Origin of the sequence: Shigella sp. FC1544 (assembly GCF_001722145.1) — a bacterium.
GTDB lineage: Bacteria > Pseudomonadota > Gammaproteobacteria > Enterobacterales > Enterobacteriaceae > Escherichia > Escherichia coli.
In genome coordinates this window covers 20,369-33,899 of sequence record NZ_MECT01000222.1, presented here as the reverse complement: position 1 = coordinate 33,899, position 13,531 = coordinate 20,369, and the positions used below count along the sequence as shown (strand labels likewise).

Annotated in this window: 14 protein-coding genes; 12 read left to right on the top strand and 2 right to left on the bottom strand. The window is 51.2% G+C overall.

Features of this window, described 5'->3' with window-relative positions; all coding sequences use genetic code 11:
* Nucleotides 1–67: 67 nt before the first annotated feature.
* Nucleotides 68–154 (bottom strand): leu operon leader peptide, encoded by an 87-nt coding sequence (leuL, locus tag BGK49_RS12490; protein ID WP_001300467.1) that lies wholly within the window; start codon nucleotides 152–154, stop codon nucleotides 68–70.
* A gap of 660 nt (nucleotides 155–814) precedes the next feature.
* Between leuL and leuO the strand changes: the two genes are divergently transcribed.
* Nucleotides 815–1,759 (top strand): transcriptional regulator LeuO, encoded by a 945-nt coding sequence (leuO, locus tag BGK49_RS12485; RefSeq protein ID WP_005039095.1) that lies wholly within the window; start codon nucleotides 815–817, stop codon nucleotides 1,757–1,759.
* Between the two features lie 154 nt (nucleotides 1,760–1,913).
* On the opposite strand, the gene BGK49_RS30635 is transcribed toward leuO, so the two are convergent.
* On the bottom strand, nucleotides 1,914–1,958 hold the full coding sequence (locus tag BGK49_RS30635) for a hypothetical protein (RefSeq protein ID WP_128566915.1): 45 nt from the start codon (nucleotides 1,956–1,958) through the stop codon (nucleotides 1,914–1,916).
* Between the two features lie 118 nt (nucleotides 1,959–2,076).
* On the opposite strand from BGK49_RS30635, the gene ilvI reads away from it, so the two are divergent.
* The 11 genes from ilvI to mraY all read left to right on the top strand — a co-directional run bounded on the left by ilvI (nucleotide 2,077) and on the right by mraY (nucleotide 13,531).
* Complete coding sequence (gene ilvI, locus BGK49_RS12480) at nucleotides 2,077–3,801, top strand: acetolactate synthase 3 large subunit (RefSeq protein WP_000425674.1); 1,725 nt, start codon at nucleotides 2,077–2,079, stop codon at nucleotides 3,799–3,801.
* Between the two features lie 2 nt (nucleotides 3,802–3,803).
* On the top strand, nucleotides 3,804–4,295 hold the full coding sequence (ilvN, locus tag BGK49_RS12475) for an acetolactate synthase small subunit (protein ID WP_001252743.1): 492 nt from the start codon (nucleotides 3,804–3,806) through the stop codon (nucleotides 4,293–4,295).
* Nucleotides 4,296–4,306: 11 nt separating this feature from the next.
* Nucleotides 4,307–4,393, top strand: a complete 87-nt coding sequence (locus tag BGK49_RS12470) for a hypothetical protein (protein ID WP_032161951.1) — start codon at nucleotides 4,307–4,309, stop codon at nucleotides 4,391–4,393.
* An 81-nt stretch (nucleotides 4,394–4,474) separates the two neighbouring features.
* Complete coding sequence (gene cra / locus BGK49_RS12465) at nucleotides 4,475–5,479, top strand: catabolite repressor/activator (protein ID WP_000762401.1); 1,005 nt, start codon at nucleotides 4,475–4,477, stop codon at nucleotides 5,477–5,479.
* 601 nt (nucleotides 5,480–6,080) lie between these two features.
* Entirely contained in the window at nucleotides 6,081–6,539 is a 459-nt protein-coding gene (gene mraZ, locus BGK49_RS12460) for a division/cell wall cluster transcriptional repressor MraZ (protein ID WP_005039044.1), read from the top strand.
* Nucleotide 6,540: 1 nt separating this feature from the next.
* Nucleotides 6,541–7,482 (top strand): 16S rRNA (cytosine(1402)-N(4))-methyltransferase RsmH, encoded by a 942-nt coding sequence (rsmH, locus tag BGK49_RS12455; protein WP_069375748.1) that lies wholly within the window; start codon nucleotides 6,541–6,543, stop codon nucleotides 7,480–7,482.
* A complete protein-coding gene (gene ftsL / locus BGK49_RS12450; RefSeq protein WP_000625658.1) occupies nucleotides 7,479–7,844 on the top strand; it encodes a cell division protein FtsL in 366 nt (121 codons plus the stop codon). The genes rsmH and ftsL overlap by 4 nt, the downstream gene beginning before the upstream one ends.
* Nucleotides 7,845–7,859: 15 nt before the next feature.
* On the top strand, nucleotides 7,860–9,626 hold the full coding sequence (gene ftsI, locus BGK49_RS12445) for a peptidoglycan glycosyltransferase FtsI (RefSeq protein WP_000642199.1): 1,767 nt from the start codon (nucleotides 7,860–7,862) through the stop codon (nucleotides 9,624–9,626).
* The gene (gene murE / locus BGK49_RS12440) at nucleotides 9,613–11,100 is read left to right on the top strand and encodes a UDP-N-acetylmuramoyl-L-alanyl-D-glutamate--2,6-diaminopimelate ligase (RefSeq protein ID WP_046891676.1); all 1,488 of its coding nucleotides are present in this window, start codon (nucleotides 9,613–9,615) and stop codon (nucleotides 11,098–11,100) included. The genes ftsI and murE overlap by 14 nt, the downstream gene beginning before the upstream one ends.
* Nucleotides 11,097–12,455 carry a UDP-N-acetylmuramoyl-tripeptide--D-alanyl-D-alanine ligase gene (murF, locus tag BGK49_RS12435; protein WP_000626688.1) on the top strand — a complete coding sequence of 453 codons (1,359 nt, stop codon included), beginning with the start codon at nucleotides 11,097–11,099 and terminating at the stop codon, nucleotides 12,453–12,455. Before murE ends, murF begins: the two co-directional genes overlap by 4 nt.
* Complete coding sequence (mraY, locus tag BGK49_RS12430; RefSeq protein WP_000964131.1) at nucleotides 12,449–13,531, top strand: phospho-N-acetylmuramoyl-pentapeptide-transferase; 1,083 nt, start codon at nucleotides 12,449–12,451, stop codon at nucleotides 13,529–13,531. The genes murF and mraY overlap by 7 nt, the downstream gene beginning before the upstream one ends.

The following is a 13,531-nucleotide window of genomic DNA, read 5'->3' as shown; positions in this document are numbered from 1 at the left end:
GCGCCTCGCTTCGGGCATAAAAAAACCCGCGCAATGGCGCGGGTTTTTTGTTTGACTGCGTGCTGGCTTAATGCTGGATGCCGCTCACTCGTCTACCGCGCAAAGAAGATGCGTTTAGTAGTAGTAGACCGATAAAGCGAACGATGTGAGTCATTAAATCAGCTCCAGATGAATGCGATATGCTTTTAGAGTTACTGGATACAAAAACGGATGTCAACCCTGACGCAATAAAAACGTCCCGCCAGCGCGAGTTCTGCATCCGTAAAATTAGCTAATTGTGCTGCGGTGGTTAAAGCAAGCGATATTAATTTCTGTTTAACGACCGACACTTTTCATAGGTTGACATATTTCAGAATAAATTTTTGCATCTAATCAACGAGGAAAAAGGGGACAAAATGCACGCGTTGCAAAACCTATCCTGATGATTTGTATTGAATTATATGTTTTGCGAATTTTTTTTGATATTGATTTGGTGAATATTATTGATCCATTAATGTTAATAATTAATGCATTAAATATATAAATTAATTATTAAATAAGCACATTTAATCCATTTTGTAGATGATTGAGTATTCGCGGTAGTTATGATTAGATTGTTTTCGCAACAAAAACATTATGGATTATTATGCTGTGGTAAATGACTCATTCCACGGCAATGGATTCTGTTTTTATCAGAACCCATATCTTTATGTTTTCCGAATTTTACTCATTTTGCTTTTTCTTATTTTATATGCATGATAAATCATATTCTTCAGGATTATTTCTCTGCATTCCAATAAGGGAAAGGGAGTTAAGTGTGACAGTGGAGTTAAGTATGCCAGAGGTACAAACAGATCATTCAGAGACGGTGGAGTTAAGCAAGCCACAGCTACGCATGGTCGATCTCAACTTATTAACCGTTTTCGATGCCGTGATGCAGGAGCAAAACATTACCCGTGCCGCTCATGTTCTGGGTATGTCGCAACCTGCGGTCAGTAACGCTGTTGCACGCCTGAAGGTGATGTTTAATGACGAGCTTTTTGTTCGTTATGGCCGTGGTATTCAACCGACTGCTCGCGCATTTCAACTTTTTGGTTCAGTTCGCCAGGCATTGCAACTAGTACAAAATGAATTGCCTGGTTCAGGTTTTGAACCCGCGAGTAGTGAACGTGTATTTCATCTTTGTGTTTGCAGCCCGTTAGACAGCATTCTGACCTCGCAGATTTATAATCACATTGAGCAGATTGCGCCAAATATACATGTTATGTTCAAGTCTTCATTAAATCAGAACACTGAACATCAGCTGCGTTATCAGGAAACGGAGTTTGTGATTAGTTATGAAGACTTCCATCGTCCTGAATTTACCAGCGTGCCATTATTTAAAGATGAAATGGTGCTGGTAGCCAGCAAAAATCATCCAACAATTAAAGGCCCGTTACTGAAACATGATGTTTATAACGAACAACATGCGGCGGTTTCGCTCGATCGTTTCGCGTCATTTAGTCAACCTTGGTATGACACGGTAGATAAGCAAGCCAGTATCGCGTATCAGGGCATGGCAATGATGAGCGTACTTAGCGTGGTGTCGCAAACGCATTTGGTCGCTATTGCGCCGCGTTGGCTGGCTGAAGAGTTCGCTGAATCCTTAGAATTACAGGTATTACCGCTGCCGTTAAAACAAAACAGCAGAACCTGTTATCTCTCATGGCATGAAGCTGCCGGGCGCGATAAAGGCCATCAGTGGATGGAAGAACAATTAGTCTCAATTTGCAAACGCTAACTGAATGCAGAATAGGTCAGACATGAATGTCTGGTTTATTCTGCATTTTTTATTGAATGTAGAATTTTATTCTGAATGTGTGGGCTCTCTATTTTAGGATTAATTAAAAAAATAGAGAAATTGCTGTAAGTTGTGGGATTCAGCCGATTTATTATCAATTTAATCCTTCGTAATGGAGGATTTTATCGTTTCTTTTCACCTTTCCTCCTGTTTATTCTTATTACCCTGCGTTTATGTCTCTGGCTGCCAATTGCTTAAGCAAGATCGGACGGTTAATGTGTTTTACACATTTTTTCCATCAAACAGTGAGGCAGGCCATGGAGATGTTGTCTGGAGCCGAGATGGTCGTCCGATCGCTTATCGATCAGGGCGTTAAACAAGTATTCGGTTATCCTGGAGGCGCAGTCCTTGATATTTACGATGCATTGCATACCGTGGGTGGTATCGATCATGTTTTAGTTCGTCATGAGCAGGCGGCAGTGCATATGGCCGATGGTCTGGCGCGCGCGACCGGGGAAGTCGGCGTCGTGCTGGTAACGTCGGGTCCAGGGGCGACCAATGCGATTACCGGCATCGCCACCGCTTATATGGATTCCATTCCATTAGTTGTCCTTTCCGGGCAGGTAGCGACCTCGTTGATAGGTTACGATGCCTTTCAGGAGTGCGACATGGTGGGGATTTCGCGACCAGTGGTTAAACACAGTTTTCTGGTTAAGCAAACGGAAGACATTCCGCAGGTGCTGAAAAAGGCTTTCTGGCTGGCGGCAAGTGGTCGTCCTGGACCAGTAGTCGTTGATTTACCGAAAGATATTCTTAATCCGGCGAACAAATTACCCTATGTCTGGCCGGAGTCGGTCAGTATGCGTTCTTACAATCCCACTACTACCGGACATAAAGGGCAAATTAAGCGTGCTCTGCAAACGCTGGTAGTGGCAAAAAAACCGGTTGTCTACGTAGGCGGTGGGGCAATCATGGCGGGCTGCCATCAGCAGTTGAAAGAAACGGTGGAGGCGTTGAATCTGCCCGTTGTTTCCTCATTGATGGGGCTGGGGGCGTTTCCGGCAACGCATCGTCAGGCACTGGGCATGCTGGGAATGCACGGTACCTACGAAGCCAATATGACGATGCATAACGCGGATGTGATTTTCGCCGTCGGGGTACGATTTGATGACCGAACGACGAACAATCTGGCAAAGTACTGCCCAAATGCCACTGTTCTGCATATCGATATTGATCCTACTTCCATTTCTAAAACCGTGACTGCGGATATCCCGATTGTGGGGGATGCTCGCCAGGTCCTCGAACAAATGCTTGAACTCTTGTCGCAAGAATCCGCCCATCAACCACTGGATGAGATCCGCGACTGGTGGCAGCAAATTGAACAGTGGCGCGCTCGTCAGTGCCTGAAATATGACACTCACAGTGAAAAGATTAAACCGCAGGCGGTGATCGAGACTCTTTGGCGGTTGACGAAGGGAGACGCTTACGTGACGTCCGATGTCGGGCAGCACCAGATGTTTGCTGCACTTTATTATCCATTCGACAAACCGCGTCGCTGGATCAATTCCGGTGGCCTCGGCACGATGGGTTTTGGTTTACCTGCGGCACTGGGCGTCAAAATGGCGTTGCCAGAAGAAACCGTGGTTTGCGTCACTGGCGACGGCAGTATTCAGATGAACATTCAGGAACTGTCTACCGCGTTGCAATACGAGTTGCCCGTACTGGTGGTGAATCTCAATAACCGCTATCTGGGGATGGTGAAACAGTGGCAGGACATGATCTATTCCGGCCGTCATTCACAATCTTATATGCAATCACTACCCGATTTCGTCCGTCTGGCGGAAGCCTATGGTCACGTCGGGATCCAGATCTCTCATCCGCATGAGCTGGAAAGCAAACTTAGCGAGGCGCTGGAACAGGTGCGCAATAATCGCCTGGTGTTTGTTGATGTTACCGTCGATGGCAGTGAGCACGTCTACCCGATGCAGATTCGCGGGGGCGGAATGGATGAAATGTGGTTAAGCAAAACGGAGAGAACCTGATTATGCGCCGGATATTATCAGTCTTACTCGAAAATGAATCAGGCGCGTTATCCCGCGTGATTGGCCTTTTTTCCCAGCGAGGCTACAACATTGAAAGCCTGACCGTTGCGCCAACCGACGATCCGACATTATCGCGTATGACCATCCAGACCGTGGGCGATGAAAAAGTACTTGAGCAGATCGAAAAGCAATTACACAAGCTGGTCGATGTCTTGCGCGTGAGTGAGTTGGGGCAGGGCGCGCATGTTGAGCGGGAAATCATGCTGGTGAAAATTCAGGCCAGCGGTTACGGGCGTGACGAAGTGAAACGTAATACGGAAATATTCCGTGGGCAAATTATCGATGTCACCCCCTCGCTTTATACCGTTCAATTAGCAGGCACCAGCGATAAGCTTGATGCATTTTTAGCATTGATTCGCGAGGTGGCGAAAATTGTGGAAGTTGCTCGCTCTGGTGTGGTCGGACTTTCGCGCGGCGATAAAATAATGCGTTGAGAATGATCTCAGTGTGCAATTTGCAGCCCAACATGTCACGTTGGGCTTTTTTTGCGAAATCAGTGGGAACCTGGAATAAAAGCAGTTGCCGCAGTTAATTTTCTGCGCTTAGATGTTAATGAATTTAACCCATACCAGTACAATGGCTATGGTTTTTACATTTTACGCAAGGGGCAATTGTGAAACTGGATGAAATCGCTCGGCTGGCGGGAGTGTCGCGGACCACTGCAAGCTATGTTATTAACGGCAAAGCGAAGCAATACCGTGTGAGCGACAAAACCGTTGAAAAAGTCATGGCTGTGGTGCGTGAGCACAATTACCACCCGAACGCCGTGGCAGCTGGGCTTCGTGCTGGACGCACACGTTCTATTGGTCTTGTGATCCCCGATCTGGAGAACACCAGCTATACCCGCATCGCTAACTATCTTGAGCGCCAGGCGCGGCAACGGGGTTATCAACTGCTGATTGCCTGCTCAGAAGATCAGCCAGACAACGAAATGCGCTGCATTGAGCACCTTTTACAGCGTCAGGTTGATGCCATTATTGTTTCGACGTCGTTGCCACCTGAGCATCCTTTTTATCAACGCTGGGCTAACGACCCGTTCCCGATTGTCGCGCTGGACCGCGCCCTCGATCGTGAACATTTCACCAGCGTGGTTGGTGCCGATCAGGATGATGCCGAAATGCTGGCGGAAGAGTTACGTAAGTTTCCCGCCGAGACGGTGCTTTATCTTGGCGCGCTGCCGGAGCTTTCTGTCAGCTTCCTGCGTGAACAAGGTTTCCGTACTGCCTGGAAAGATGATCCGCGCGAAGTGCATTTCCTGTATGCCAACAGCTATGAGCGGGAGGCGGCTGCCCAGTTATTCGAAAAATGGCTGGAAACGCATCCGATGCCGCAGGCGCTGTTCACAACGTCGTTTGCGTTGTTGCAAGGGGTGATGGATGTCACGCTACGTCGCGATGGTAAACTGCCTTCTGACCTGGCAATTGCCACCTTTGGCGATAACGAACTGCTCGACTTCTTACAGTGCCCGGTGCTGGCAGTGGCTCAACGTCACCGCGATGTCGCAGAGCGTGTGCTGGAGATTGTCCTGGCAAGCCTAGACGAACCGCGTAAGCCAAAACCTGGTTTAACGCGCATTAAACGTAATCTCTATCGCCGCGGTGTGCTCAGCCGTAGCTAAGCCGCGAACAAAAATACGCGCCAGGTGAATTTCCCTCTGGCGCGTAGAGTACGGGACTGGACATCAATATGCTTAAAGTAAATAAGACTATTCCTGACTATTATTGATAAATGGTTTTAAACCCGCCCGTTAATTAACTCACCAGCTGAAATTCACAATAATTAAGTGATATCGACAGCGCGTTTTTGCATTATTTTGTTACATGCGGCGATGAATTGCCGATTTAACAAACACTTTTCTTTGCTTTTGCGCAAACCCGCTGGCATCAAGCGCCACACAGACGTAACAAGGACTGTTAACCGGGGAAGATATGTCCTAAAATGCCGCTCGCGTCGCAAACTGACACTTTATATTTGCTGTGGAAAATAGTGAGTCATTTTAAAACAGTGATGACGATGAGGGATTTTTTCTTACAGCTATTCATAACGTTAATTTGCTTCGCGCGTTGGACGTAAAATAAACAACGCTGATATTAGCCGTAAACATCGGGTTTTTTACCTCGGTATGCCTTGTGACTGGCTTGACAAGCTTTTCCTCCGCTCCGTAAACTCCTTTCAGTGGGAAATTGTGGGGCAAAGTGGGAATAAGGGGTGAGGCTGGCATGTTCCGGGGAGCAACGTTAGTCAATCTCGACAGCAAAGGGCGCTTATCAGTGCCTACCCGTTATCGGGAACAGCTGCTTGAGAACGCTGCCGGTCAAATGGTTTGCACCATTGACATTCATCACCCGTGCCTGCTGCTTTACCCCCTGCCTGAATGGGAAGTTATCGAGCAAAAATTATCGCGTCTGTCGAGCATGAACCCAGTTGAGCGCCGTGTGCAGCGCCTACTGTTAGGTCATGCCAGCGAATGTCAGATGGATGGCGCAGGTCGATTGTTAATCGCGCCAGTACTGCGGCAACATGCCGGGCTGACAAAAGAAGTGATGCTGGTTGGACAGTTCAACAAGTTTGAGCTGTGGGATGAAACAACCTGGCATCAACAGGTCAAGGAAGATATCGACGCAGAGCAGTTGGCTACTGGAAACTTATCGGAGCGACTGCAGGACTTGTCTCTATAAAATGATGGAAAACTATAAACATACTACGGTGCTGCTGGATGAAGCCGTTAATGGCCTCAATATCCGTCCTGATGGCATCTACATTGATGGGACTTTTGGTCGCGGTGGTCACTCACGTCTGATCCTCTCGCAGCTTGGCGAAGAGGGGCGTTTGCTGGCGATCGATCGCGACCCGCAGGCTATCGCCGTTGCGAAGACTATTGATGATCCGCGCTTCTCCATCATCCACGGACCTTTCTCCGCGCTGGGCGAATACGTTGCCGAGCGCGATCTTATCGGCAAGATCGACGGCATTCTCCTCGATCTTGGCGTATCTTCACCGCAACTTGATGATGCTAAACGTGGCTTTTCCTTTATGCGCGATGGTCCGCTGGACATGCGTATGGACCCAACCCGTGGGCAGTCAGCCGCTGAATGGCTACAAACCGCAGAAGAAGCCGATATCGCCTGGGTATTGAAAACCTATGGTGAAGAGCGTTTTGCCAAACGCATTGCCTGCGCCATTGTCGAGCGTAACCGCGAACAGCCGATGACCCGCACCAAAGAACTGGCGGAAGTCGTGGCTGCTGCAACGCCGGTGAAAGATAAGTTTAAACATCCCGCGACCCGTACCTTCCAGGCGGTGCGCATTTGGGTAAACAGTGAACTGGAGGAGATAGAGCAGGCGCTAAAAAGCTCGCTCAACGTGCTGGCCCCGGGTGGGCGGCTTTCGATCATCAGCTTCCACTCGCTGGAAGACCGTATTGTGAAACGTTTTATGCGTGAAAACAGCCGCGGTCCGCAAGTTCCGGCAGGGTTACCGATGACTGAAGAGCAGCTCAAAAAACTGGGTGGCCGTCAGCTGCGAGCATTAGGCAAGTTAATGCCGGGCGAAGAAGAGGTGGCTGAGAATCCTCGTGCCCGTAGTTCAGTTCTGCGTATCGCAGAGAGGACGAACGCATGATCAGCAGAGTGACAGAAGCTCTAAGCAAAGTTAAAGGATCGATGGGAAGCCACGAGCGCCATGCATTGCCTGGTGTTATCGGTGACGATCTTTTGCGATTTGGGAAGCTGCCACTCTGCCTGTTCATTTGCATTATTTTGACGGCGGTGACCGTGGTAACTACGGCGCACCATACCCGTTTACTGACCGCTCAGCGCGAACAACTGGTGCTGGAGCGAGATGCTTTAGACATTGAATGGCGCAACCTGATCCTTGAAGAGAATGCGCTCGGCGACCATAGCCGGGTGGAAAGGATCGCCACGGAAAAGCTGCAAATGCAGCATGTTGATCCGTCACAAGAAAATATCGTAGTGCAAAAATAAGGATAAACGCGACGCATGAAAGCAGCGGCGAAAACGCAGAAACCAAAACGTCAGGAAGAACATGCCAACTTTATTAGTTGGCGTTTTGCGTTGTTATGCGGCTGTATTCTCCTGGCGCTGGCTTTTCTGCTCGGACGCGTAGCGTGGTTACAAGTTATCTCCCCGGATATGCTGGTGAAAGAGGGCGACATGCGTTCTCTTCGCGTTCAGCAAGTTTCCACCTCCCGCGGCATGATTACTGACCGTTCTGGTCGCCCGTTAGCGGTGAGCGTGCCGGTAAAAGCGATTTGGGCTGACCCGAAAGAAGTGCATGACGCTGGCGGTATCAGCGTCGGTGACCGCTGGAAGGCGCTGGCTAACGCGCTCAATATTCCGCTGGATCAGCTTTCTGCCCGCATTAACGCCAACCCGAAAGGGCGCTTTATTTATCTGGCGCGTCAGGTAAACCCTGACATGGCGGACTACATCAAAAAACTGAAACTGCCGGGTATTCATCTGCGTGAAGAATCTCGCCGTTATTATCCATCCGGCGAAGTGACTGCTCACCTCATTGGCTTTACTAACGTCGATAGTCAAGGGATTGAGGGCGTTGAGAAGAGTTTCGATAAATGGCTTACCGGGCAGCCGGGTGAGCGCATTGTGCGTAAAGACCGCTATGGTCGCGTAATTGAAGATATTTCTTCTACTGACAGCCAGGCAGCGCACAACCTGGCGCTGAGTATTGATGAACGCCTGCAGGCGCTGGTTTATCGCGAACTGAACAACGCGGTGGCCTTTAACAAGGCTGAATCTGGTAGCGCCGTGCTGGTGGATGTCAACACAGGTGAAGTGCTGGCGATGGCTAACAGCCCGTCATACAACCCTAACAATCTGAGCGGCACGCCGAAAGAGGCGATGCGTAACCGTACCATCACCGACGTGTTTGAACCGGGCTCAACGGTTAAACCGATGGTGGTGATGACCGCGTTGCAACGTGGCGTGGTGCGGGAAAACTCGGTACTCAATACCATTCCTTATCGAATTAACGGCCACGAAATCAAAGACGTGGCACGCTACAGCGAATTAACCCTGACCGGGGTATTACAGAAGTCGAGTAACGTCGGTGTTTCCAAGCTGGCGTTAGCGATGCCGTCCTCAGCGTTAGTAGATACTTACTCACGTTTTGGACTGGGAAAAGCGACCAATTTGGGGTTGGTCGGAGAACGCAGTGGCTTATATCCTCAAAAACAACGGTGGTCTGACATAGAGAGGGCCACCTTCTCTTTCGGCTACGGGCTAATGGTAACACCGTTACAGTTAGCGCGAGTCTACGCAACTATCGGCAGCTACGGCATTTATCGCCCACTGTCGATTACCAAAGTTGACCCCCCGGTTCCCGGTGAACGTGTCTTCCCGGAATCCATTGTCCGCACCGTGGTGCATATGATGGAAAGCGTGGCGCTACCGGGCGGCGGCGGCGTGAAGGCGGCGATTAAAGGCTATCGTATCGCCATTAAAACCGGTACCGCGAAAAAGGTCGGGTCGGACGGTCGCTACATCAATAAATATATTGCTTATACCGCAGGCGTTGCGCCTGCGAGTCAGCCGCGCTTCGCGCTGGTTGTTGTTATCAACGATCCGCAGGCGGGTAAATACTACGGCGGCGCCGTTTCCGCGCCGGTCTTTGGTGCCATCATGGGCGGCGTATTGCGTACCATGAACATCGAGCCGGATGCGCTGACAACGGGCGATAAAAATGAATTTGTGATTAATCAAGGCGAGGGGACAGGTGGCAGATCGTAATTTGCGCGACCTTCTTGCTCCGTGGGTGCCAGACGCACCTTCGCGAGCACTGCGAGAGATGACACTCGACAGCCGTGTGGCTGCGGCGGGCGATCTCTTTGTAGCTGTAGTAGGTCATCAGGCGGACGGGCGTCGATATATCCCGCAGGCGATAGCGCAAGGTGTGGCTGCCATTATTGCAGAGGCGAAAGATGAGGCGACCGACGGTGAAATCCGTGAAATGCACGGCGTACCGGTCATCTATCTCAGCCAGCTCAACGAGCGTTTATCTGCACTGGCGGGCCGCTTTTACCATGAACCCTCTGACAATTTACGTCTCGTAGGCGTAACGGGCACCAACGGCAAAACCACGACTACCCAGCTGCTGGCGCAGTGGAGCCAACTGCTTGGCGAAACCAGCGCGGTAATGGGCACCGTTGGTAACGGTCTGCTGGGGAAAGTGATCCCGACAGAAAATACCACCGGTTCGGCAGTCGATGTTCAGCATGAGCTGGCGGGGCTGGTGGAGCAGGGCGCGACGTTTTGCGCAATGGAAGTTTCCTCCCACGGGCTGGTACAGTACCGTGTGGCGGCATTGAAATTTGCGGCGTCGGTCTTTACCAACTTAAGCCGCGATCACCTTGATTATCATGGTGATATGGAACACTACGAAGCTGCGAAATGGCTGCTTTATTCTGAACATCATTGCGGTCAGGCGATTATTAACGCCGACGATGAAGTGGGCCGCCGTTGGCTGGCAAAGCTGCCGGACGCGGTTGCGGTATCAATGGAAGATCATATTAATCTGAACTGTCACGGACGCTGGTTAAAAGTGATCGACGTGAACTATCACGACAGCGGTGTGACGATTCGCTTTAGCTCAAGTTGGGGCGATGGCGAAATTGAAAGCCATCTGATAGGCGCTTTTAACGTCAGCAACCTGCTGCTCGCGCTGGCGACACTGTTGGCACTCGGCTATCCATTGGCTGATCTGTTGAAAACCGCCGCGCGTCTGCAACCGGTTTGCGGACGTATGGAAGTGTTCACTGCGCCAGGCAAACCGACGGTGGTGGTGGATTACGCGCATACGCCGGATGCACTGGAAAAAGCCTTACAGGCGGCGCGTCTGCACTGTGCGGGCAAGCTGTGGTGTGTCTTTGGCTGTGGTGGCGATCGCGATAAAGGTAAGCGTCCACTGATGGGCGCAATTGCCGAAGAGTTTGCTGACGTGGCGGTGGTGACGGACGATAACCCGCGTACCGAAGAACCGCGTGCCATCATCAACGATATTCTGGCGGGAATGTTAGATGCCGGACATGCCAAAGTGATGGAAGGCCGTGCTGAAGCGGTGACTTGCGCCGTTATGCAGGCTAAAGAGAACGATGTGGTGCTGGTCGCGGGCAAAGGCCATGAAGATTACCAGATTGTTGGCAATCAGCGTCTGGACTACTCCGATCGCGTCACGGTGGCGCGTCTGCTGGGGGTGATTGCATGATTAGCGTAACCCTTAGCCAACTTACCGACATTCTCAACGGTGAACTGCAAGGTGCAGATATCACCCTTGATGCTGTAACCACTGATACCCGAAAACTGACGCCGGGCTGCCTGTTTGTTGCCCTGAAAGGCGAACGTTTTGATGCCCACGATTTTGCCGACCAGGCGAAAGCTGGCGGCGCGGGCGCACTACTGGTCAGCCGTCCGCTGGATATCGACCTGCCGCAGTTAATCGTCAAGGATACGCGTCTGGCGTTTGGTGAACTGGCTGCATGGGTTCGCCAGCAAGTTCCGGCGCGCGTGGTTGCTCTGACAGGTTCCTCCGGCAAAACCTCCGTTAAAGAGATGACGGCGGCGATTTTAAGCCAGTGCGGCAACACGCTTTATACGGCAGGCAATCTCAACAACGACATCGGTGTACCGATGACGTTGTTGCGCTTAACGCCGGAATACGATTACGCAGTTATTGAACTTGGCGCGAACCATCAGGGCGAAATAGCCTGGACTGTGAGTCTGACTCGCCCGGAAGCTGCGCTGGTCAACAACCTGGCAGCGGCGCATCTGGAAGGTTTTGGCTCGCTTGCGGGTGTCGCGAAAGCGAAAGGTGAAATCTTTAGCGGCCTGCCGGAAAACGGTATCGCCATTATGAACGCCGACAACAACGACTGGCTGAACTGGCAGAGCGTAATTGGCTCACGCAAAGTGTGGCGTTTCTCACCCAATGCCGCCAACAGCGATTTCACCGCCACCAATATCCATGTGACCTCGCACGGTACGGAATTTACCCTACAAACCCCAACCGGTAGCGTCGATGTTCTGCTGCCGTTGCCGGGGCGTCACAATATTGCGAATGCGCTGGCAGCCGCTGCGCTCTCCATGTCCGTGGGCGCAACGCTTGATGCTATCAAAGCGGGGCTGGCAAATCTGAAAGCTGTTCCAGGCCGTCTGTTCCCCATCCAACTGGCAGAAAACCAGTTGCTGCTCGACGACTCCTACAACGCCAATGTCGGTTCAATGACCGCCGCTGTTCAGGTACTGGCTGAAATGCCGGGCTACCGCGTGCTGGTGGTGGGCGATATGGCGGAACTGGGCGCTGAAAGCGAAGCCTGCCATGTACAGGTGGGCGAGGCGGCAAAAGCTGCTGGTATTGACCGCGTGTTAAGCGTGGGTAAACAAAGCCATGCTATCAGCACCGCCAGCGGCGTTGGCGAACATTTTGCTGATAAAACTGCGTTAATTACGCGTCTTAAATCACTGATTGCTGAGCAACAGGTAATTACGATTTTAGTTAAGGGTTCACGTAGTGCCGCCATGGAAGAGGTAGTACGCGCTTTACAGGAGAATGGGACATGTTAGTTTGGCTGGCCGAACATTTGGTCAAATATTATTCCGGCTTTAACGTCTTTTCCTATCTGACGTTTCGCGCCATCGTCAGCCTGCTGACCGCGCTGTTCATCTCATTGTGGATGGGCCCGCGTATGATTGCTCATTTGCAAAAACTTTCCTTTGGTCAGGTGGTGCGTAACGACGGTCCTGAATCACACTTCAGCAAGCGCGGTACGCCGACCATGGGCGGGATTATGATCCTGACGGCGATTGTGATCTCCGTACTGCTGTGGGCTTACCCGTCCAATCCGTACGTCTGGTGCGTGTTGGTGGTGCTGGTAGGTTACGGTGTTATTGGCTTTGTTGATGATTATCGCAAAGTGGTGCGTAAAGACACCAAAGGGTTGATCGCTCGTTGGAAGTATTTCTGGATGTCGGTCATTGCGCTGGGTGTCGCCTTCGCCCTGTACCTTGCCGGCAAAGACACGCCCGCAACGCAGCTGGTGGTCCCATTCTTTAAAGATGTGATGCCGCAGTTGGGGCTGTTCTACATTCTGCTGGCTTACTTCGTCATTGTGGGTACTGGCAACGCGGTAAACCTGACCGATGGTCTCGACGGCCTGGCAATTATGCCGACCGTATTTGTCGCCGGTGGTTTTGCGCTGGTGGCGTGGGCGACCGGCAACATGAACTTTGCCAGCTATTTACACATACCGTATCTGCGACACGCCGGGGAACTGGTTATTGTCTGTACCGCGATAGTCGGGGCAGGACTGGGCTTCCTGTGGTTTAACACCTATCCGGCGCAGGTCTTTATGGGCGATGTAGGTTCGCTGGCGTTAGGTGGTGCGTTAGGCATTATCGCCGTACTGCTACGTCAGGAATTCCTGCTGGTGATTATGGGGGGCGTGTTCGTGGTAGAAACGCTTTCTGTCATCCTGCAGGTCGGCTCCTTTAAACTGCGCGGACAACGTATTTTCCGCATGGCACCGATTCATCACCACTATGAACTGAAAGGCTGGCCGGAACCGCGCGTCATTGTGCGTTTCTGGATTATTTCGCTGATGCTGGTTCTGATTGGTCTGGCAACGCTGAAGGTACGTTAA

Excerpts from the sequence above, each read along its gene's own strand:
- ftsL (WP_000625658.1), top strand. The coding sequence starts at position 7,479 with ATGATCAGCAGAGTGACAGAAGCTCTAAGCAAAGTTAAAGGATCGATG.
- rsmH (WP_069375748.1), top strand. The coding sequence starts at position 6,541 with ATGATGGAAAACTATAAACATACTACGGTGCTGCTGGATGAAGCCGTT.
- ftsI (WP_000642199.1), top strand. The coding sequence starts at position 7,860 with ATGAAAGCAGCGGCGAAAACGCAGAAACCAAAACGTCAGGAAGAACAT.
- murF (WP_000626688.1), top strand. The coding sequence starts at position 11,097 with ATGATTAGCGTAACCCTTAGCCAACTTACCGACATTCTCAACGGTGAA.
- ilvN (WP_001252743.1), top strand. The coding sequence starts at position 3,804 with ATGCGCCGGATATTATCAGTCTTACTCGAAAATGAATCAGGCGCGTTA.
- mraZ (WP_005039044.1), top strand. The coding sequence starts at position 6,081 with ATGTTCCGGGGAGCAACGTTAGTCAATCTCGACAGCAAAGGGCGCTTA.
- leuL (WP_001300467.1), bottom strand. The coding sequence starts at position 154 with ATGACTCACATCGTTCGCTTTATCGGTCTACTACTACTAAACGCATCT.
- leuO (WP_005039095.1), top strand. The coding sequence starts at position 815 with ATGCCAGAGGTACAAACAGATCATTCAGAGACGGTGGAGTTAAGCAAG.
- ilvI (WP_000425674.1), top strand. The coding sequence starts at position 2,077 with ATGGAGATGTTGTCTGGAGCCGAGATGGTCGTCCGATCGCTTATCGAT.
- mraY (WP_000964131.1), top strand. The coding sequence starts at position 12,449 with ATGTTAGTTTGGCTGGCCGAACATTTGGTCAAATATTATTCCGGCTTT.